Here is a 20,457-nt window from a genome sequence, read left to right as displayed (position 1 = left end):
TCACTTCCCTAATTCAGTCAATGCTTCCTCTAGCAATTCTGTATTAACAATTTCATTAACATCAATTTCCTTGTCAATTAGCTTTTCTTTTGCATACCACTCTACTTGAGTTTGAATATCTGATTCTAACAACCGGCCATCACGGTCCATGTATGGCAACCCTTTTTTAATCAGTTCAGGGTCTTGGTCGGTGTAGTTGGCAATAATCCCGATGACTTCATCATAATTTTCACCAGGAACAAGCTCACCATTTTCTTGCGTTAATACTGCATCATAATAATATTCTGTAGCCCTTGCATACGCCTTTAAAAATCGAACAGCTGTATCTTTATCTTCAGCAAACTTAGGTGAGAAAAAGATACCGGAAGTTTGGTAGTCCATTTCTTCACCAACTTGGGTGATGACTTTTCCATATCCGTCTTGTACAACTGTAGAAATATTTGGTTCATTTAAAATGACTGCGTCAACCTGTTTGCTATTCAATGACTCCATCAGACCTTTAATGCTATTTAACGGTACTAATTGCACATCGTCTAATGATAAACCATGGTTTTCTAGAATTCTACCAGCCATGTAATGGAATGTAGAACCAGTCTGAGTAATTCCAATTCTTTTGCCTTTTAAATCGGCGGGAGTAGACGCATCCGAATCGTTTGGAACAAGTAACGCAGAAGAAGAGAATCCTTCTTGCTCTCTACCTTTGTCCGCGACAATCCATAATTTCTGACCTCCAGCAACCATATTGTACAAGCTTGCAGTAATTCCGGTTGCACCAACATCAACACTTCCACCTGCAGTTGCTACAGTAATCGGCTGTGCTGCTTCAAACCACTGAGGGTTAACCTCAAGATTCTCTTCTTCAAAATAGCCCTTTTCAATGGCAATAAATAATGGTGCCGTACTAGTTAATTTTAGCATTCCCACATCAATTGAAACCTTTTCAGTACTTCCCTCATTTGTAGCACCGCTTTTGGATGAATCGTTGGTCTCTGCATCATTGCCACAACCAACTAATGCTAGCACTAGTGTTACAATCGTTGCTAGCATCCCCAGTAATGATTTTTTCACAATTTAAGCCCCCTAATAAACTTAATGTTTTTAATTTATAGACTATTATAACGCAAGCTCACTATTATTCTACAACAATTTTAAAAATTTCTGGGAGAAATTCTCTCCCTTCCGAAAATGAATAGTAAAATAGCAGTTAAATTTTTTTTGTTTTAACGAGACTACGTTATAGTTGGCTGTTTAATCCCGCTGAAATAACTAAAGGAGCAGCAAAATGGCTGCTCCAGCTTTAACCCATTCCAGGTTGACGTCGCTTTAACTGTTTTTTAATTACTTGATCACTTTCTCCACCTTTTGAGGATCCGTGGTCTTGCTGCAAACCGTTTTTACTGACTAGCTTTGAATTATTAATCGTTTCGGGTGAAAGATTATTATTTGGTGCACCTTCTTGGTTCCAGTCAGACATGGAAGCAACCTCCCTCCTGCTTATTAACTTGGGTTAACCTCATCATAAGAAAGATTTGTTACCTCTGTGTATTCACCCTTTTCGACTTCCGATTGAGTAGCATTTTGCTCAAGTTCTTCAGTATCATCCATCCCAGGAGCAACAGTAGGACCGGTGCTTTGTTTACGTTTATTTTCTTTATTCATTTCCTTATAAGTCTCCTTTATATTCATCCGCAGGTGCAGCATCAACTGCTATTTGATAAGCATCAAGAATGGCTTCTTTTTCCGTTTCATTCGACAGACCTACAAGGTGTTGGCCTTGCTCATCCTCTTCAACCTGCATTAATATCGTGTCATCGTCTGATCTTAATAGAGCATACGTTTCTCCTTGCATGTCAAATAAAGCTTCTACCTCATATGACATTTCTTTACCTGTCTCATCTTCCACAGTAATTAAATCACGAATTGATTCATCTTTTTCCAAATTATCCACCTCCATTATTAAGAACCAACAAGATATAGGAAAGCAAAAGGAAAAAACCTTTTCAAATAGTTTCCCCTCACAATTAGGAAAAATCCTAAAAGTACAAGGTAGTTGAAATATGAAATGGATAACAATCTTTCCATGGATATAATTTTGGTTTTTACGGAAAATAAGTCAGGCATAAATGAATAATACAATGTAAGATTTATTACATTAAAAAACCCCTTCCTTTACAAGGGAGGGGGGCTGAAGCCTATTTATAAAATTCATCCGGAATTGGCCCGAATTTTCTTTTGTGATATAAAAGTGGTTCTTTGTTGTTGCTCTCAATTTCGACTACTTCACCAATTAAAATGGTATGATCACCAGCATCAATCGTTTTAAAGGTTTTACATTGTAAAACTCCTGCTGCTCCTGCAATTACTGGAAGCTTTTGATTAGATAGCTGCCATTCACAATTGCTAAAACGATCTGTCCCCTTTGTTGCAAATAATCCGCAGATATCACTTTGGTCGCCAGCTAGAACATGGACGGCGAATTTATCTGTGTTTTTAAACACATCATGCGAGGAAACGCGCTTATCAATGGACCAAAGGATAAGTAATGGATCAATTGATACCGATGCAAAGGAATTGACCGTTAATCCAAGTGGAGTTCCATTTTCATCAACCGTTGTAACAACCGTCACTCCTGTTGGATAATTCCCCATTACTTCCTTAAAAAGCGTTTCATTTGTTTGATTTGTCATATACTTAACACACCTTCCAATGAACATTGTCTTTATTTTTCATATATAACAATAGTAACAACTTTCTTACCTTGTGTACATTTATCAGAACTGTAAAATCATGTTTTTTTCGGTTTAGAAGTTTATTTGTTTAATACATTCAATAAATTTTACCTTGGCGAATCCATTTTGTCGCTACCCATTTTTCTCCCTTAACGATAGGCACACTGCTATGGACGGACATCCGGTCCACTTGCTCTTTGCTATTTCCATAATGGAAATAAACCGCTGAACCTTTTTTGGGAACGATGGAGACACCTGCTTTTGGAAACACCGTCTCGCCACCCTCAATGACATCGTTTAGGTAAATTAAAAAGGTACCAACCCGTTGGCCACCTTTATCGTGGTCAACTTTATTCGGCGGAAAATAGTCAAAATGCTGTTTATACTCTTCCCCAATGTCATAATTTAAAACCTGTAGACCTTCCCCATTCTCAACTGGGAAATCGGTTAATCCAGCTATCCGATTCTCAATTGTCGTGATTAATGCGTTTTCACGAATGGTATAATGCATCCCTTTACTTGTTCTGCCAGGTGCTACCTTCTCTTCCCCAGTAGTGGGATCGACGATACGAGATGGTTGCAGGCGATCTTTTGACAGGTTTATAAGTTCATCGCATTCCTCAATACTTAAAACATGATCAAGGTGCAGAATAAATGGCTTCTCTACTCTTGAAAGAACTTTAACTTCCCTATCAGTAGTAGTAATAACATTCCCCTTTTTTCCAATCTCGGGAAGTTCAGATTGATAGGTGTTTAAGTTAGTTTCACTTGTTTTAATTGATTCGTTCCCGACTATTCGAAAAAGAGCTTCATAAGCAAATTTTGGATCAAATCCTTTTTTTATCATAGCATCTGCAATTGCGACGGGACTGACACCATTATTTAAGGTACTAATAATCCAATCTCTGAGCTCACTAGAGATTTGTCTTATTTTATCCATGAAATCCGTCTCCTTTGGGAGTTGTGATCGACTGTGCAAATTTCTGTGGGGAATCCTTGATTCATTTTACCTATAGTTAGATTAAACAAATTTTTGTAGAATTACAACTGATTAGATTAATAGAACATGGGTTGGAACCCTACTCTCAATTACCGAAGAAAAGAGTGTCCTTATTCTTCATAAATCATTTTTCTTGTCATGCCACCGTCAATAACAAGGTTGACCCCAGTTACAAAATCGTTTTCCTTCGCTGTCAAATATAGACAAGCACGTGCAACATCCTCTGGTTTTCCCACTCGCTTGGATAGATGCTGGGCATGATCCGCTTCTGATAATTTTGAGTAGTCTCCGGTTTCAATCCACCCAGGAGAAATTGCATTTACCGTGATTCGGTCTGCACCAAGGGAGGTGGCGAGTGCGTGGGTGATGGCAACAATTCCGCCCTTAGATGCTGCATAAGACTCCGAGCTGGGCTCAGACATGAGGGCTCTTGTCGATGCGAGATTGATAATTGCGCCACCTTCATGATTTCCACGCATATACTTCGCTGCTTCACGAGAGGCAAGAAAGACACTTCTTAAATTGGTATTCAATACATCGTCCCATTCTTCCAAGGTAACCTCATAGACGGATTTAAATAACCCTTTTCCTGCATTATTGATTAAAATATTGATTGTTCCATATGTATTCTGTGCCGTTTTCATCAACTGGACAATACTAGCTTCTTGTCTAACATCGGTTTGGACAAACATAGCTCGTCCGCCTTTTGCTTTTATGTTTCTTGCTGTTTGCTCTCCTGCTTGGCTATCGACGTCGGCTAAAATCACATTGGCCCCATTTTCTGCATACATTTCAGCGATAGTCTTTCCAATTCCCTTTGCTGCACCAGTTACAATGATTGTCTTATTTAAAAAACTCACAAAAATTCCTCCCTATGATCTTGTATGCATTAGTGTTTATTTTTATTGTAATTTTAACCATTCGTCTAAACAAGAACAATGTCAAATGAGATAGAAGGTACGATACCCCTGCTAAGGAATTAACATTTGAATTTGAAAAAAGCCGATTTCTAAAATAGTAGAAAACGACCAATTATATTAAGACAGACTCTATTCTTTTTTTAGACTTAACGGTGCTTAACTTACCTGAGTTTTGCGAGACCAAAGAACAACTGGAATTAGGATTAGTGACAGAACTCCTCCTAAAATTGAAAGGACTGCAAAACTAGAATGAGCGACAACGACTCCAGATAATGCGCCACCAGCTGCCCCAGACAAAGCAATCATAACATCAACGGAACCTTGTGTTTTTGCACGCGTGGCTGGGGTTGTTGAATCCACGATTAGCGCTGTACCACTAATTAGACCAAAGTTCCAACCAAGGCCAAGTAAAGCGAGAGCGATCGTTAGGATAATCATTGAATCACCAGGTGCAACAGCAGATAATCCACCCGCAACAAGTAAAGTGGCACCTGATGCAATCGCCATTGCTGTGCGTCCAACCTTATCGACAAGAATACCCGTTATAAGAGAGGGTAGAAACATCGCACCTATATGAATCCCGATAACCAATCCAATTCCATTCAGATCATGTCCGTGGTGACCCATATGAACGGGCGTCATGGTCATAATAGCAATCATCACCATTTGAGTTAAAACCATAACTGTTGCACCGACAACGACCCCACGTTTATTTAACTCGATAGGATTGTTATCCGAAACTAGTTGCCGCTCATCCGGTTTCTGAATACTCGCTAGTGCTTTTGCAACGATTAAAGGGTCTGGACGCATGAAGGCAAGAATAACCAATCCTGCTAGAAGATAAGCTGCACCTGCAAGGATAAACGTACCTGCTAAAGGGGGGACCCCAATCCTGATTGCAACATTACCCATAACCTCCACCAAGTTAGGTCCTGCCACAGCTCCAAAGGTAGTGAAAACCATTGCGATACTCACAGCTGTTGCACGTTGTTTAGAATTGGCCAAGTCTGTACCTGCATAGCGAGCTAGTAAATTCGTTGCGGTTCCAGCACCATAAACAATGAGTGACACAAACAGAAGTGGAACATGATTGGTAACGGCTGATATGACGACGCCCAAAGCACCAACTCCACCAGCCAGGAAACCTGAGGCAAGACCAAAGCGTCGCCCAAAACGTTGGGAGAGTCTTCCTACTAGAAAGGCCGCCCCAGCTGAACCTAGAGTGAATAGTGCAATCGGAATTCCTGCAAAACCGTCTGTGCCCAGCATGTCTTGGGCGAGAAGGGCACCCACAGTTATCCCCGCCGCAAGTCCTGCCCCACCAAAAATTTGGGAAATTACTACAATAAGCAATGTCCGACGATAGAGCTGACGTTGCTTTTCCGGGGAATCAATATATGTTTGTAGCCAAGCTGGTTGTTCTTTGGCTTTTAAAGTTTCAGATCTATCTGACATCACATAAGCCTCTTTTCGAATGGCCGATTTTTATTTTCAATTAGCATGATTTCCTCCTCCTCCTATCGTCTAATTTTATCTTAATTACCCCACGGGGTAAACAAAAATGTTTTAACAACGATAAAAAACAGCACCATAAACATCTGTTTATGGTGCTAACATATAAAATAAGATTATCACAATCTACCAATTTATTCAGTTTTCTACACGCTCTCAATAATCATTGAGATCCCTTGCCCGCCACCAATACATAACGTAGCTAAGCCGTATTTTCCTTGTCTTGCTCTTAATTCCAACGCAAGGGAATGAAGGATTCTCGTTCCACTAGCCCCAACTGGATGACCTAGAGCAATGGCCCCGCCATTTACATTCACTTTTTCCTGACTAAGGCTAAGTTCTTTCATTACAGCTAAAGATTGCGCAGCAAACGCTTCGTTTAATTCGATTAGGTCAATCTCATTCCAGCTTAATCCCGCTTTTGAAATAGCTATCTTACTAGCTGGAACTGGACCAATTCCCATTACCGTAGGGTCAACCCCAGCGACTCCGTAGGAGATGATTTTGGCCAACGGTTTTACTTCTGGATGTTCTTCAAGATATTGTTCGGAAACCAATACAACTGCAGCTGCCCCATCGTTAATTCCACTTGCATTTCCAGCGGTAACTGAGCCATCTTTTTTGAATGCAGCCCTTAGGCCTGAGAGCTTCTCAACCGTTGTTTCTGGTTTAATATGCTCATCTTCAAGAACGATTGTTGGTCCTTTGCGACTAGGTACTTCCACCGAAACGATTTCCTTTTGAAATCTTCCTGACTCCCTTGCTGCGGATGCCCTTTGATGGGACAATTGAGCAAATTGATCTTGTTCTTCTCTAGTAATCTCGTATTGTTCAGCTAAATTTTCAGCTGTAATCCCCATGCCACAACCTGTATATTGGTCTTGCAAAGTCAAGGTAAGCATATCATCAATTTCAGGTGTTTTTAAACCAGTACCAAAACGGGTGTTTCGTAAAACATGCGGAGATTGACTCATATTTTCAGCACCGCCTGCCAAGACTGTATTGGCATCACCCAACATGATCGCTTGAACACCTGAGACTACAGCCTGCAACCCTGATCCACAAAGTCGATTTACTGTTAAAGCAGGGACTTCGATAGGAACTCCCGATTTAAGAGCAATATGACGAGACAGGTAGGAAGCAGCCTTGGTTGTATGTATAACATTCCCAAAGAAAACATGATCGATATCCTTTGCAGGTACTCCACTTCTCTTAAGGGCCTCCTTACTTGCAACTACCCCTAAATCAATGTCTGATACGGATTTTAACGAACCTCCAAAACTACCAAAAGGTGTTCGAGCCCCTTCTACTAAATAAACCGCTTTCATTTCATCCACTCCTTAAACATATGTTTCGTTGATTAATAGTTCTTTTTCAATAAACTAACCTCCTTTCATTTTATAACTGTCTGTTCTGTTTTACTACACTTTACGGATAATTTTGATAATTTTCAAGAGAATCCTTTTTTAGATCCTCTATTAGATTCTCTATTTCGGCCTTTTCTTTAAGAGCCTTCTGCCTTATAGACCGCCTGGTAGGAGTTTTCTCCCGCATGTACAGCTAATAGCGTATCAGCATAACCAACAAGGCGGTTTATAATTTCATCTACAATGGAAATCACAACTGGCTGGATATTTTCATTATGCATATCTGGGTCGTCAAAAATAATCGTCGTATTTATATAAACATCCCGGTTTCCATAGAGATTATAATGGATAATTGCTTTACCAGCTGCCCCTCCAGTTTGTGGGTCCTTAAAACTAGGAAGGAACACATACCATTCCTCCGCCGTCGCAGAGCGAAAGTTTTTTGTAAAAGTTAACCCCTCTATTTCATTTTTTATGCGGTTATTTATAAATAGGTTTTGATCATTTACACTCTGTTTGCCCTTTTTATTCTCTTTCATAGCGTACACCTCTAAACGCAATTCTTTCCTTTTTAGTTTGTTCTTAAATCAGTTTCTAAACTTTTATGCCTAATTTTTCCTCCATACAGGCGTTAACCCAATAGTAGGACTAGGTAAATGCATATAATTCAGTGAATAAAAATAAAGAGGAGGAAATTTGGGGATGAATTATGGCCAGGGTATGTTAGTAAATCCACATGACACGAGAATTATAGGGCGCCGCCCATGGGGGTATGGTCGACCATTCGGTAGACCATTTGGCTTCGGTAGACCCTTCGGATTTGGAGCTCCGTTCGGATTTGGCTTCGGAGCCCCGTTACTTGCTGGTGCGCTAGGAGGCGCTTTAGGAGCAGCAGCATTCGGTGGTTTCCCTTATGGATACGGATATGGATATGGAGCCCCTTTCTATTTTTAAATAAATGGTAATCTCTTTTAATGTAAATAAGCATGAAGCTCTTACCTTTTAGCTTCATGCTTATTAATCTTTTTAAATAAAGTTTATTTTTCACGATTAAGAACCTGTCCTAAAAGATATTCGGACATTGTTTTGGATTCAAGCCTAGCAGCAACGTAAGGAGGTTCCACTTGGCGGGCTCCTTCAAGGGGCATCCCTAGCCAACATAGACGCTCATCGATAATGAGGAACGGGAACGGAAAGGCTTGATAAACCAATTGATTAGCGTCTAACTCCTGCCAATCATCATTAGAAATAACTACCAATTTAATTTGACTCTGCCTATTAACCAATTGTTTTCTCCATTCGGCAGTTAAAATCGTACCCTCCGGCAGCGAGAGGACAATGGTAGACTTTGCCTCCAATATATCCTGAAAAACATATTCTAACTTTCGCGCATGCATCCACTGAAGGTTTGGATGCTGATTTTTAATCCAACTTCCAATTTCTTTTGTCGTAATTCGTTGCTTATGGCTTACTTGGTGATCAACAAGCTGCCGAAGCGTCTTGTCCCTATATACATGACCACGAATAAATGCCTCGTTACTGACATGAATAAACTTTCCTCTTGTACGTGTAATTGCTACATTAATTAATCGTTCACTGTCTTTACCAATGAGCAACATCCCCGCACGTGTTTGTGGAGCACTATCTACAGTATCAAAAATCATGACATCACGTTCACTGCCCTGGAATTTATGGACTGTTGCGGCAATGATGTCTGCATTTAGTCGTTCTTCTTGATACAATTCCTCAAGCAACAGCTGCATTAAGTTAGCCTGTGCTCGATAAGGCGTTACATAACCGATTGAAGTCGCACCACCAAGATATGCTTCATGAATCAACTGAAACGACAATAATAGCTGCCAAGGATTTATTCGAGAATTCGTTCCTTTTTCATTAATGCAGTGCGCCCCAGTATAACTTGTGTCTAAAAGAATCGATGCACGCTCAGGGAAGGGTGGGCGTGCAACAATTTCGTTTCGATTCCGAAACACCGTCTCATGATCGGTAACCAATGACTGATAAATATACCGATTTGTAAATGCGGAGATATCAGGATGCATCCTTCGCTGTTCTTTTAATAAAAATAGGTGCGGATGAAGTGTTGCTTCGCTCACCCAGGTGGTGACACCAGCTCGATGAAAGACGTCCTCTTTCAGCCATTTTGTTACAAGCGAATCCCTACTCGAGGCAATTGGCGGTAATTGCTTAAAATCTCCGCAAATGATGACTCTCTTTCCCAAAGTTGCTGCATATGCGGCTTGAGGAACATAGGCCATACTTGCTTCATCTAGAATGACAAGGTCATAATCCTTTTCATAAATCGCACTGTCACTCGCAGCCTTCGCAAGCGTTGTACCGACAATCAATGCTTCCTTTAATAGCTCGAGCTCTTTTTGCCGAACCTTATCAAGTATTCTCGCGATTTTTGTTTCTATCTCCAATAAGTCATTTGAATCTCTTTGACTAAAGGAACGAGCTAAATCCTGTTTTAAATTACGTCTTTCTACTATGAGGAGTTCCTTCTGTTTCGAAAGTTCGGGATCTAGCTTTTCAATTAACTGATTGGTTGTAATTCCCGTATGACTCCCAAGGGCTTCTCCCGTGTTCGTTCCATAGCGAAGGACATCCCCTTCACGAAAGCGATCTTGTTTTTTTATAAAAGCAGAAATTTCACCAATTAAAACGTCCACTGCCTGATTGCTATGAGACAAGACGAGAACGCGTTTTTCCTGAAAATATTTATTGGCAGTAACTCTGGCAAGAGTATGCGTTTTCCCGGTACCAGGTGGACCCCACACAAAAGTAACAGGATTATACTTCGACCTCAAGATCAGTTCATGAACATTGCTTTTTATCTTCTCCGTTGGATGCTTCGCTTCCATCGATGGATCCATCAGCCTTTTCACACGTAACCTTTTTGATTTGTTCTTTTTGATTTCATCAAAGCGCTCGATTAAGTGTTCAAGCAGCTCCCAAGGATCATGTAAGAGAAACGCCTCGGAAATCAAGTCACCAAGATATTTCTCAAGCGCTAAAATAACCCCTTTTCCTTCTGAAGAAAGCACCCGCCCCTTCGTTTTGAGCCCACCCCATTCCAAACGAATAGCAGAGCCGACAGGTATCCGTAGCGAACCTGAAGTGTCAAAATAATAGGTGAATAGCACATCTTTTGATAACAGACGCCCGTTCGTCACACTCTCCTTGTTTCCACCATATTTTTTTAAGTACGAGATTTCGTTTTGCAGCGCTTGCTGCCATTCTTTTATATAGGTTTTCGTGTTTGTCATGTTTTCTTCCTTTTTAAAAATTCTGAAATAAAGTCTATTTTCGAGCCAAAATAAAAAAAGACAACACTTATAACATGGGTTACAAGTGTTGTCTTTATTATCGCATATTTTTATGAGGACATCACTTGGCCACCATTCACATGCAGTGTTTGTCCGGTGACAAAACGAGAATCATCTGAGGCTAACTACACATACGTGGGCGCTAGCTCGAATGGCTGTGCTTGGCGCTGCATCGGATTTTCTACCAATGAAACTTGGTCTGCGGAAAAACTAGCTGGGATTAGCGGTGTCCAGACACGGCCAGGGGCAACGGCATTGACCCGAATCCCTTTCTCAACTAAATTGTTTGCCAAGGCGCGCGTAAACCCAATAATTGCTCCCTTTGTCGCCGTATAATCGATTAATTGCTCAAAACCTACATAAGTTACCACAGAGGAAGTGTTGATAATCGAACTACCTGCCTTCAAGTAAGGGAGCGCCGCTCGAGTCGTGTAAAAATGAGAGTAAATATTTACTTTAAAGGTATCATCAAATTGTTCATCGGTAATATCGAGCAAGCTTAATTGTTGAAACTGAATTCCGACATTATTACAAAGGATATCTAGCTGACCAAATGTCTGAACCGTTTTCTCGACAATTTCAATGCATTGCTGTTTATCTCGTAAATCGCCAGGTAAGAGTAAACATTGCTGCCCGAGTTCTTCAATTCTCGTTTTTGTTCGGTTGGCATCCTCGTGTTCATCTAAGTAAGAAATAGCAACATTGGCACCTTCTTTCGCAAACGCAATCGATGCAGCCGCTCCAATTCCACTATCGCCACCTGTAATTAAAACCACTTTTCCGTTTAACTTCCCGCTACCATGATAATTTGGATTCTCGATGATAGGTCGTGGAACCATTAACTTTTCTACCCCAGGCTGGCGAAGTTGCCTTTGCTCAGGTACAGTGATCGGGACGTCTTTATATTCTGTGATCTTGCCATAATTAGGGTACATCGGATATTCTTGGTGATTTGGTTGTTGCTGATTTTGGTTTTGATGATGATGTGACATAGCATCCTCCTGAAGAGTACAATTTCTCAAATACACTATGTCAATTAGGCGAATGAAGTGTCTGTCCATTATGTTATAAATAAGGACGGGCTCCATATCTACATTGGATGAATAGACTAAATGGATAGAAGATTGCATAGGAGGTCAATAGCTTGCAAGCTTATGTATACAACCCCGAAGTAAAACTATTATTAGTAAACCAATCCAATGAAAAAGAAACCGTTGTTTACAATCACAATCCTTATGGTTTCCAACTTCCAAAAATCGGACCTAGACCACCATATTATACGAATCCTAGATATGAACCGTATTATCCTAAGATATAAGAAAAAAGCCCTGAATGCCGCTAGCGGATACAGGGCTTTCTAAATTAAGCCATTACTTTACAAATATTGTTTGTAAACTCAACTGGGTCTTGAATAGGTAGGCCCTCAATTAATAAAGCCTGGTTGTACAATAGGTTCGTATATAGATCAAGTTTTTCTTTGTCACTTTCATATGCTGATTTTAGTGATTGGAACACTTCATGGTTGCTGTTGATTTCCAGTACTTTATCGGCTTTTACATTTTGATTATCAGGCATTGCACTGAGAACCTTTTCCATCTCGATGGAAATGTCACCTTCAGACGATAGGCAAACGGGATGAGATTTTAAACGTTTAGATACACGAACATCCTTTACTTTTCCTGCTAATATCTCTTTCATTGCCTCAAAGAGCTCTTTATGTTCACTCTCTTTTGAATCATCCTTTGCTTGATCTTCATCTTCAATTCCTAGGTCACCACTAGCAACGGATTTAAATTCTTTTTCTTTGTAGTTCATCAACATTTTGATGGCGAACTCATCAATTTCCTCGGTGAAGTATAAAATTTCATAACCTTTATCGGCAACAAGTTCTGTTTGTGGAAGTTTTTCAATTCTCTCCACAGAATCACCAGAAGCATAATAAATGTATTTTTGTTCTTCTGGCATTCTTGAAACATATTCATCTAATGTAACAAGTTGCTTGTCCTTTGAAGAATAGAACATCAATAAATCTTGTAATGTTTCCTTGTTTGCACCAAAGTCATTGTATACACCAAATTTCAACTGTCGGCCAAAAGAATTAAAGAATTTAACGTATTGTTCACGCTCATTTTTTAACAGGCTTTGCAATTCACTTTTGATTTTCTTATTAATGTTTTTCGCAATTAGCTTTAATTGACGGTCATGCTGTAACATTTCTCTCGAGATATTTAGAGATAAATCCTCAGAATCAACCATTCCCTTTACAAAGCTAAAATGATCGGGAAGTAGGTCCGCACTCTTATTCATAATTAATACACCATTGGAGTAAAGCTCTAAGCCCTTTTCGAATTCTTTCGAATAATAATCAAATGGAATATTTTCTGGAATAAACAAAATGGCATTATATCGAATCGTACCATCAACGCTAATATGAAGATGCTTTAACGGCTTATCAAAACCGTAATGCTTTTCGTTATAAAAGTTTGCATAATCCTCATCGGTAAGCTCGCTTTTATTTTTCTTCCAAATCGGCACCATGCTATTGAGGGTTTGTTCCTCAGTGTATTCATCAAACTCAGTTTCACTATCTTCTTTTGGGCTTCTTTGGATCACATCCATTTTAATTGGATAGCGAATGAAATCAGAGTATTTTTTAATGATTTGCTTTAAACGATATTCTTCAAGGTACTCATCATAATTTTCATCTTCTGTATTTTCTTTAATTTTCAGCGTAATTTCGGTACCAACTGATTCTTTCTCAACTGGAACAATCGTATATCCATCTGCTCCTTCAGATTCCCATTTATAGGCTTGGTCACTACCTAGAGCCTTACTGATGACCGTAACAACATCTGCAACCATGAACGCTGCATAGAATCCAACCCCGAATTGGCCAATAATATCATGACCATCCTTTGCTTCATTTTCAGACTTAAATGCTAAAGAACCACTCTTCGCGATGATACCAAGATTGTTCTCTAACTCTTCTTTTGTCATACCAATCCCAGTATCCGTGATTTTCAGTGTTCGATTATCTTTATTCGCAGCTACTTTTATGTAATAGCTATCCTTATCAAAGGTCAAAGAGTCATCCGTCAATGCTTTGTAATAGATTTTATCAATCGCATCACTAGCGTTGGAAATCAACTCTCGTAAAAACACTTCTCGCTTAGAGTAGATAGAGTTGATCATCATCTCTAATAGTCTTTTCGATTCTGCCTGAAATTGTTTCTTTTCCATGAATACCTCTCCTTTGAATAAATAGAAATTTTATTTAGTATGATAAATATTGCAACGATTAGCACTCTACCTATTCGAGTGCTAAACAATCCCAATAATTTAATATCATATTTTATGGGCTAGTGTCAATAAAAACAACAAAAGGCAGTAGCCAAGAACTAAGTTCCTAGCTACTGCCTCTTAATTTCTTTAAACTTTTAAAACGCCACCTTGACTTGCGTTGGTTACCATTTTGGAATAGCGAGCTAAGTAGCCTTTTTTCACTGATGACTCAAAGCCTTTCCAATTGGCTTTTCGCTGTTCAAATTCTTCATCTGAGATTTCCAAGTTGATCGTCCGGTTATTTAGATCTAACTCGATGATGTCTCCGTCCTCAACGAAGGCAATTGGGCCGCCCTCTGCTGCTTCAGGGGAAATATGACCAATACTGATACCACGAGATGCACCTGAGAAACGTCCATCGGTGATCAAACCGACTTTTGCCCCAAGTCCCATTCCAACAATTTGGGAAGTAGGAGCTAACATTTCTGGCATTCCTGGTCCGCCTTTAGGACCTTCATAACGAATAACAACTACATGTCCTTCTTTTACCTTTTTATTGATGATCCCGTTTAAGGCTTCCTCTTGGGAATTAAAACAGATTGCAGGACCTCTGTGGTAACCACCAACTTCTGGGTCGACTGCTCCGACTTTAATGATGGAACCTTCTGGTGCTAGGTTTCCAAATAATACGGCCAGTCCACCACGCTCAGAGTGTGGGTTGTCTAATGGACGAATGACATCTTTGTTTAAAATATCGGCGCCTGCCACATTTTCTCTAAGTGTTTTGCCTGATACCGTAATTAAATCCCCATTTAATGCTCCTGGCTTTTTCAACAACTCATTGATGATTGCACTTACGCCACCCGCATTATGTACATCCTCAATATGATAATCAGATGCCGGGGCAATCTTTGCAAGATGTGGCACTCGGTTGGCAATTTCATTGATGCGCTCAATTGGGTAATCAATTTCTGCTTCATGTGCTAAGGCAAGCGTATGAAGCACGGTATTCGTTGAACCGCCCATTGCCATATCTAAAGCAAAAGCATTATCAATCGTATCAATTGTCACGATATCACGAGGCTTGATGTCTTCTTTAATGATGTTCATCAATTGTTTTGCAGATTTTTTAACAAATTCCTTCCGTTCTTCAGCTACAGCTAAAATAGTTCCATTACCAGGAAGAGCTAGTCCTAGTCCTTCCGCTAAACAGTTCATTGAGTTTGCTGTAAACATCCCTGAGCAAGAACCGCATGTAGGACAAGCAAGCTGCTCAAGATCCATTAGGCCTTGTTCGTCGATTTTCCCTGCTTGGTAAGCTCCTACCCCTTCAAATACGGATGATAGCGAAAGTGGGTTGCCATCTTTATCTACACCGGCTTTCATTGGGCCACCACTAACAAAAATCGTCGGGATATTTACACGGAGAGCAGCCATCATCATACCCGGAGTGATTTTATCACAGTTTGGAATACATACCATTCCATCAAACCAGTGAGCAGAAACAACTGTCTCAATTGAATCCGCAATAATTTCACGACTCGGCAAAGAATACCGCATTCCGATATGTCCCATTGCAATTCCGTCATCTACACCAATTGTATTAAACTCAAACGGGACACCACCCGCTTCACGAATCGCTTCTTTTACAATTTTCCCAAATTCTTGTAAGTGAACATGACCCGGAACAATATCAATATAGGAATTACAAACCGCAATGAATGGTTTCCCAAAATCTTCTTCCTTTACGCCGGCTGCACGTAGTAAGCTACGATGCGGTGCTCGGTCGTAGCCTTTTTTAATCATATCACTTCTCATTTTCCCATCGGACATAGGATGCTAGACCTCCATTTATCTTTAAATTCAATAATATTATTCTATTATTATATGGTATGATAACACGTTTTTTGAAAAAGTGAAATGTTCTAACAAATAAAATCCGAACTCTTTATCCTATTTTCCAGCAGTTATTGTATTATTATTCAGAATTTTTATAAAAAACCCTTTCATTTCGATGGAAAACTTCGTAATATACAGTTAACACTACCTATAGCTAATTTATATGTGTAAACCATTAGGGAGGAAGATTTTGTGGACATAAAAATGATCCGTGTACCAATCCCAACTCCAACACTCTGGCCTCATACATCAACCAATTGCTATTTGATTGGTAATGATCAAGAAAGCTTATTGATTGATGCAGGCTATGACCAACTTGAAACGAAACTTGGATTAGAGCAGGCCATAAAGGACCACGGGTTAGCTACACCTAAATCAATCTTGCTAACACACGCCCACCCTGATCATGCTCCAGGGGTTCGGCAATTAGTAGACTGGTCTCCCTCTGTGTTCTGTCACTGGAAGGAACAAAAAGCTGTCTTAAATGCTATTTATCCAATGACAGAAGTAACCACAGTTGATGACGGGGATAGTATAAGAGTTGCTGAAGTCGACGTAGTGGTGTTTCATGCCCCAGGTCACACAGCTGGTCATTTAAACTTTTATCTTCCTTCGAAAAAAGTCCTGTTTGCCGGAGATAATATATTGTCGGAAGGAACAACTTGGATTGGCAAACCGGACGGTGATATGACAGACTATATCCAATCATTAAAACGCTTACAAACCATGAATCTCGTAAAATTAGGACCTGGCCATGGAGACTGGGTAGTATCCCCTCAGCGGCAGATTGACTTTGTTCTGAATAGAAGATTAATGCGCGAAACGCAAATAAAAGAACTGATTATAAAATACAAGCAGTTAACTTCTACTAAGTTAACCGAATTAATCTATCAAGATAACATTCATCCAAGTGTCTTTGAAGTGGCGCGAAGAACAACAGAAGCACATCTGTTAAAACTAATAAAAGATGGATATATCATCCAAGATAAACTCAATTATTTAATGAAACCCTAACTTTTAAATGGAAACGGGTGGTTTTTCTGTTTCGGCAACATTAATTCCCCACCTTCTTTATGATTCAAAATGGTTTCAAGGGAATCAATCGTTGGGGGGACTAACGGCATCTGGCCATCCTTGTAAGCGATTAATGCATCTTCAGGAAACATCCAACAAGCTTCCTCAACTTCTGTTTCATCCGGTTTGGGAATTTGATTACTGGGAAGCTTTGCAAGAAAAAAACGTGTATCAAATCGGATGGGGCTCTCCTTTGGTGTGATGCGGTGACCAAAATAGTTCAAGAAGTTAAAATCGAAAAAAAGATTTTCGTGCCTTAAAATTTCTGTGAAGGAAATATTCCCTGCAAGAAGCTGACGGCGGTATTCCCTTTCAGTTCCTAGGTTTAAATTTGCCATTGACCCATCGTGGTTGTTCGCAAGAAGAACTCCAACTTCCTCAAATAACTCTCTGGCCGCCGCAACATAATGACTTGATCCAAAAGCTTCGTCACTTACGCAATTTCTTATATGTTCTGTGTCAATATCCATATCCCCTTGTTCAACAGCCCCACCTGGAAAAACATAGTAGCCTCCTAAAAATTTCATTGTGCTTGGTCGTTTTGTCAGGTAGACCCTAGAATGCTGATCAACTAATACAACTGTAGAAGCAGGCTTCGGATTTGATTTCACTGTAACGCCACCCTTATCATTATTTTAAATAGTAAACAGTCATTATTAATCTATATACACAATCATTCTTCCTTTTGAGCTTTTTATATAGAAGAAATCCACCTTAATTTCAGGTGGATTTTTGAGCTTCGAAGTCAACTAGGTTCTATTATGAAAAATTGTCCTTTAACGCCTTACGTAATAACTGTTCCCCTCGATCTAGGTCTGCTTTTACTAGTTTTTTATAGGCTTTTGCCTCATCCTTATTTTTAACTGAATATACAGCAACTTCTTTGTATCTTGATCCTTCTTCTATTATCTTTTTCCGAGTTAGGATTCCGTCCTCCAATAAGTCATGAAGGGCTCGATAAATTTCAGAATGCTGTGGTTCATATCCAAATGGCCTAAACGCTGCCTTCAACTCATCTAATATTTGCATGCCATACCAGCGTTCTTTTTCAATGCTGGTGAGTATATACAGTTTCAAAAAAGCACGTTGTTTAATGAGAAATCCAGTACTTTCCCTCTTTTTAGTCATCGATCCTCACCTCTATACAGGATTGGTTTACATAACTATGTTATTGAACTCTAGTTGTAAAATAATTTAAATATTCAATCACATTATAGCACAATGTACGAAATACACACTACCATTTTGTTCCATAAAGTGTTTTTGGTTTACCTACATCGGACTTAATATTAGTGAATTACACTAAGATTAGGTGCGAGCAGCTGGTATTTTTTTGAATGTGTATTTAGCACATAGTGTAAGAAACACTTTTAATCTACCAAACTTCCTGACTGAAGTAGTAGTTATTGCCGAAATACATGAAAAAAACCCGAAGTTTGTACTTCGGGCTTTGGACGTTATTGATATCTTTTAAAAATTAGTGAAGCGTTATGACCACCGAATCCCAACGAATTGGAAAGTACCATATTTATAGATTTCTTTTTGGCGACATTTGGAACATAATCTAAATCTAAACTATCATCCTTGGTTTCATAATTGATTGTTGGCGGGATTATCCCTTCTTTTACTGCTAAGAGTGAAAAAATCGCTTCAACAGCTCCAGCGGCCCCTAGCAAATGACCGGTCATTGATTTTGTAGAGCTAATCGAAAGTTCGTAGGCGTGTTCTCCGAATACTGCCTTTACTGCCTCTGTCTCATAAAGATCATTGTAGGGAGTACTAGTTCCATGTGCGTTAATATAATCAATCTCTTGCGGAGTTATCATAGCATCTTTTAAAGCTAGAGTCATTGCTCTTTGTGCACCCTCTCCTTTTGGTGATGGAGTGGTGATATGATACGCATCACCTGTTGCTCCATATCCGACCAATTCACCATAAATTTTAGCCCCACGTGCCAAGGCATGTTCCAATTCCTCCAAAATAAGAATACCTGCACCTTCAGCAATCACAAACCCATCTCGATTTTTATCAAACGGTCGGCTCGCCGTTTGCGGATCCGGGTTTGTCGAAAGAGCTGTCATATTCGTAAATCCAGCGATCGTCATTTCCGTTATCGCGGCTTCGGTACCTCCTGCAATCATGATGTCGACTTCCCCGTTTTGGAGAACACGAAAAGCGTCTCCGATTGAGTTCGCACCTGAAGCACATGCGGTAACTGAACAGTTATTGATCCCTTTTGCGCCTACTTCGATCGATACCCTGCCTGCAGCCATGTCCGGAATGAGCATAGGAATCGTAAAAGGATTCACTCGGCGCGGGCCTTTATCTAGAAATCGTTTATGCTGAACTTCAAACTCATCAAGACCACCAATACCGGATCCAATCCAAACACCGACACGTTCAGCACTCACGTCTTTACCAATTACAAGCTCTGCATCTTGGACAGCCATTTTGCTGGCAGCTACTGCAAATTGTGTGAAGCGCCCCATTCTTCTTGCTTCCTTCATATCCATAAAATTCTCTGGGCTAAACTCTTTTACTTCACCTGCTACTTTCACACTGTTATTTTCGGTATTAAATTTTGTAATTGGAGCAATTCCTGATACACTATTTTTAATGTTTTCCCAACTAGAAGAAACATCATTTCCTAATGGAGTCACTGCTCCAATACCTGTAATGACTACGCGTTTTTTCATAATCTTCTCCCCTATATTGTTATGACTAGGTACTAATATCTACTGTAAAACATTGTAGCATATTTTTAACTTTTTTGCTTTGGCTGTGTTAAAGGACATTGTTGATTTTTTACAAGTTGATTGGAGAGGAAGGCACGAAGACTCCTGCGGGAGTACGGGGCTGGGGAGACCCCACAGGCGCTTTTGCGCCGAGGAGGCTCCCCGCAACGCCCGCGGAAAGCGAAGTGCCTGGAGCGGAAATCAACAACTAACTTTAACAGAGCCTTTTCTTTAAATAGAATAAAAGTAAGACTTAATCCCACTACTGCAATATGATATAGTAGATAAAAAGATTTACTAATAGTAAAAATATATTTAGAGGTGCAAAACGATGAGTGTACATAAAGACTTAATAAAGCATGCAGTAGATCAAAATAAAGCCTATAATGAATTTCTAAAATTAGACGAACTTCGTGAAGTGTTTATTGAAGAAGCGATAGCATTATGTAAACAGGGACAGCCATTTTCTACTGATAAGATCAATCAAGTTACGAATCAAATGAACCGACTAACCGTGCGGATGCTCCCAAAAAGAAAATATGTGACCGTTGAAATGGTTCAGGAGTATGTAAAATCCAAATAAAGAAAAAAT

At 39.7% G+C, this 20,457-nt stretch carries 20 protein-coding genes and 1 pseudogene; 4 read left to right on the top strand and 17 right to left on the bottom strand.

Going from position 1 to position 20,457, the window contains the following annotated elements; translation table 11 throughout:
• The 10 genes from BMX30_RS01145 to BMX30_RS01110 all read right to left on the bottom strand — a co-directional run bounded on the left by BMX30_RS01145 (position 1) and on the right by BMX30_RS01110 (position 8,067).
• Positions 1 to 1,068, bottom strand: coding sequence for an ABC transporter substrate-binding protein (locus tag BMX30_RS01145; protein ID WP_090740367.1), 1,068 nt, complete (start codon positions 1,066 to 1,068; stop codon positions 1 to 3).
• A gap of 229 nt (positions 1,069 to 1,297) precedes the next feature.
• Positions 1,298 to 1,474 carry a hypothetical protein gene (locus tag BMX30_RS23325; RefSeq protein ID WP_170843754.1) on the bottom strand — a complete coding sequence of 59 codons (177 nt, stop codon included), beginning with the start codon at positions 1,472 to 1,474 and terminating at the stop codon, positions 1,298 to 1,300.
• 23 nt (positions 1,475 to 1,497) lie between these two features.
• The gene (locus BMX30_RS23320) at positions 1,498 to 1,659 is read right to left on the bottom strand and encodes a hypothetical protein (protein ID WP_170843753.1); all 162 of its coding nucleotides are present in this window, start codon (positions 1,657 to 1,659) and stop codon (positions 1,498 to 1,500) included.
• Between the two features lie 4 nt (positions 1,660 to 1,663).
• Positions 1,664 to 1,939 carry a DUF1292 domain-containing protein gene (locus tag BMX30_RS01140; RefSeq protein WP_244532475.1) on the bottom strand — a complete coding sequence of 92 codons (276 nt, stop codon included), beginning with the start codon at positions 1,937 to 1,939 and terminating at the stop codon, positions 1,664 to 1,666.
• A gap of 253 nt (positions 1,940 to 2,192) precedes the next feature.
• Positions 2,193 to 2,687 (bottom strand): flavin reductase family protein, encoded by a 495-nt coding sequence (locus tag BMX30_RS01135; RefSeq protein ID WP_244532474.1) that lies wholly within the window; start codon positions 2,685 to 2,687, stop codon positions 2,193 to 2,195.
• 139 nt (positions 2,688 to 2,826) lie between these two features.
• Positions 2,827 to 3,669 (bottom strand): 2OG-Fe(II) oxygenase, encoded by an 843-nt coding sequence (locus BMX30_RS01130; RefSeq protein WP_090740362.1) that lies wholly within the window; start codon positions 3,667 to 3,669, stop codon positions 2,827 to 2,829.
• Between the two features lie 170 nt (positions 3,670 to 3,839).
• The gene (locus BMX30_RS01125) at positions 3,840 to 4,589 is read right to left on the bottom strand and encodes a glucose 1-dehydrogenase (protein WP_090740360.1); all 750 of its coding nucleotides are present in this window, start codon (positions 4,587 to 4,589) and stop codon (positions 3,840 to 3,842) included.
• 216 nt (positions 4,590 to 4,805) lie between these two features.
• Positions 4,806 to 6,104, bottom strand: coding sequence for an MFS transporter (locus BMX30_RS01120; protein WP_090740358.1), 1,299 nt, complete (start codon positions 6,102 to 6,104; stop codon positions 4,806 to 4,808).
• Positions 6,105 to 6,307: 203 nt separating this feature from the next.
• Positions 6,308 to 7,489, bottom strand: coding sequence for an acetyl-CoA C-acetyltransferase (locus BMX30_RS01115; RefSeq protein ID WP_090740356.1), 1,182 nt, complete (start codon positions 7,487 to 7,489; stop codon positions 6,308 to 6,310).
• Between the two features lie 176 nt (positions 7,490 to 7,665).
• Positions 7,666 to 8,067: a hypothetical protein gene (locus BMX30_RS01110; protein ID WP_244532473.1), complete on the bottom strand. Its 402-nt coding sequence runs from the start codon at positions 8,065 to 8,067 to the stop codon at positions 7,666 to 7,668.
• Positions 8,068 to 8,230: 163 nt separating this feature from the next.
• Between BMX30_RS01110 and BMX30_RS01105 the strand changes: the two genes are divergently transcribed.
• Entirely contained in the window at positions 8,231 to 8,482 is a 252-nt protein-coding gene (locus BMX30_RS01105) for a hypothetical protein (RefSeq protein ID WP_211482044.1), read from the top strand.
• Positions 8,483 to 8,565: 83 nt separating this feature from the next.
• On the opposite strand, the gene BMX30_RS01100 is transcribed toward BMX30_RS01105, so the two are convergent.
• A complete protein-coding gene (locus BMX30_RS01100) occupies positions 8,566 to 10,815 on the bottom strand; it encodes an AAA domain-containing protein (RefSeq protein ID WP_090740354.1) in 2,250 nt (749 codons plus the stop codon).
• 110 nt (positions 10,816 to 10,925) lie between these two features.
• Positions 10,926 to 11,867, bottom strand: a pseudogene (locus BMX30_RS01095) (SDR family oxidoreductase).
• A 152-nt stretch (positions 11,868 to 12,019) separates the two neighbouring features.
• Between BMX30_RS01095 and BMX30_RS23315 the strand changes: the two are divergent.
• Positions 12,020 to 12,193, top strand: coding sequence for a hypothetical protein (locus BMX30_RS23315; RefSeq protein WP_170843752.1), 174 nt, complete (start codon positions 12,020 to 12,022; stop codon positions 12,191 to 12,193).
• A 44-nt stretch (positions 12,194 to 12,237) separates the two neighbouring features.
• Here BMX30_RS23315 and htpG read toward each other — a convergent pair whose 3' ends face one another.
• Positions 12,238 to 14,115, bottom strand: coding sequence for a molecular chaperone HtpG (gene htpG, locus BMX30_RS01090; RefSeq protein ID WP_090740352.1), 1,878 nt, complete (start codon positions 14,113 to 14,115; stop codon positions 12,238 to 12,240).
• Positions 14,116 to 14,304: 189 nt separating this feature from the next.
• Positions 14,305 to 15,990 (bottom strand): dihydroxy-acid dehydratase, encoded by a 1,686-nt coding sequence (gene ilvD / locus BMX30_RS01085; RefSeq protein ID WP_170843751.1) that lies wholly within the window; start codon positions 15,988 to 15,990, stop codon positions 14,305 to 14,307.
• Between the two features lie 258 nt (positions 15,991 to 16,248).
• Here ilvD and BMX30_RS01080 point away from each other — a divergent pair, with 258 nt between their 5' ends.
• A complete protein-coding gene (locus tag BMX30_RS01080) occupies positions 16,249 to 17,070 on the top strand; it encodes an MBL fold metallo-hydrolase (protein ID WP_090740351.1) in 822 nt (273 codons plus the stop codon).
• On the opposite strand, the gene BMX30_RS01075 is transcribed toward BMX30_RS01080, so the two are convergent.
• From BMX30_RS01075 to fabF, 3 genes are all read right to left on the bottom strand, one after another.
• Entirely contained in the window at positions 17,067 to 17,741 is a 675-nt protein-coding gene (locus tag BMX30_RS01075; RefSeq protein ID WP_090740349.1) for an NUDIX hydrolase, read from the bottom strand. The two genes, BMX30_RS01080 and BMX30_RS01075, sit on opposite strands and share 4 nt — an antisense overlap.
• A gap of 148 nt (positions 17,742 to 17,889) precedes the next feature.
• Positions 17,890 to 18,258, bottom strand: a complete 369-nt coding sequence (locus BMX30_RS01070; protein WP_090740347.1) for a replication termination protein — start codon at positions 18,256 to 18,258, stop codon at positions 17,890 to 17,892.
• Between the two features lie 329 nt (positions 18,259 to 18,587).
• On the bottom strand, positions 18,588 to 19,829 hold the full coding sequence (fabF, locus tag BMX30_RS01065) for a beta-ketoacyl-ACP synthase II (protein WP_244532486.1): 1,242 nt from the start codon (positions 19,827 to 19,829) through the stop codon (positions 18,588 to 18,590).
• A gap of 367 nt (positions 19,830 to 20,196) precedes the next feature.
• Between fabF and BMX30_RS01060 the strand changes: the two genes are divergently transcribed.
• Positions 20,197 to 20,448, top strand: a complete 252-nt coding sequence (locus BMX30_RS01060) for a DUF2533 family protein (RefSeq protein ID WP_090740344.1) — start codon at positions 20,197 to 20,199, stop codon at positions 20,446 to 20,448.
• Positions 20,449 to 20,457: the final 9 nt, after the last annotated feature.

The sequence above is a fragment of the Mesobacillus persicus genome (assembly GCF_900109925.1).
Taxonomy (GTDB): domain Bacteria; phylum Bacillota; class Bacilli; order Bacillales; family Cytobacillaceae; genus Mesobacillus_B; species Mesobacillus_B persicus.
The sequence above is the reverse complement of the archived record's forward strand: the minus strand, read 5'-3'. Positions and strand labels throughout refer to the sequence as shown.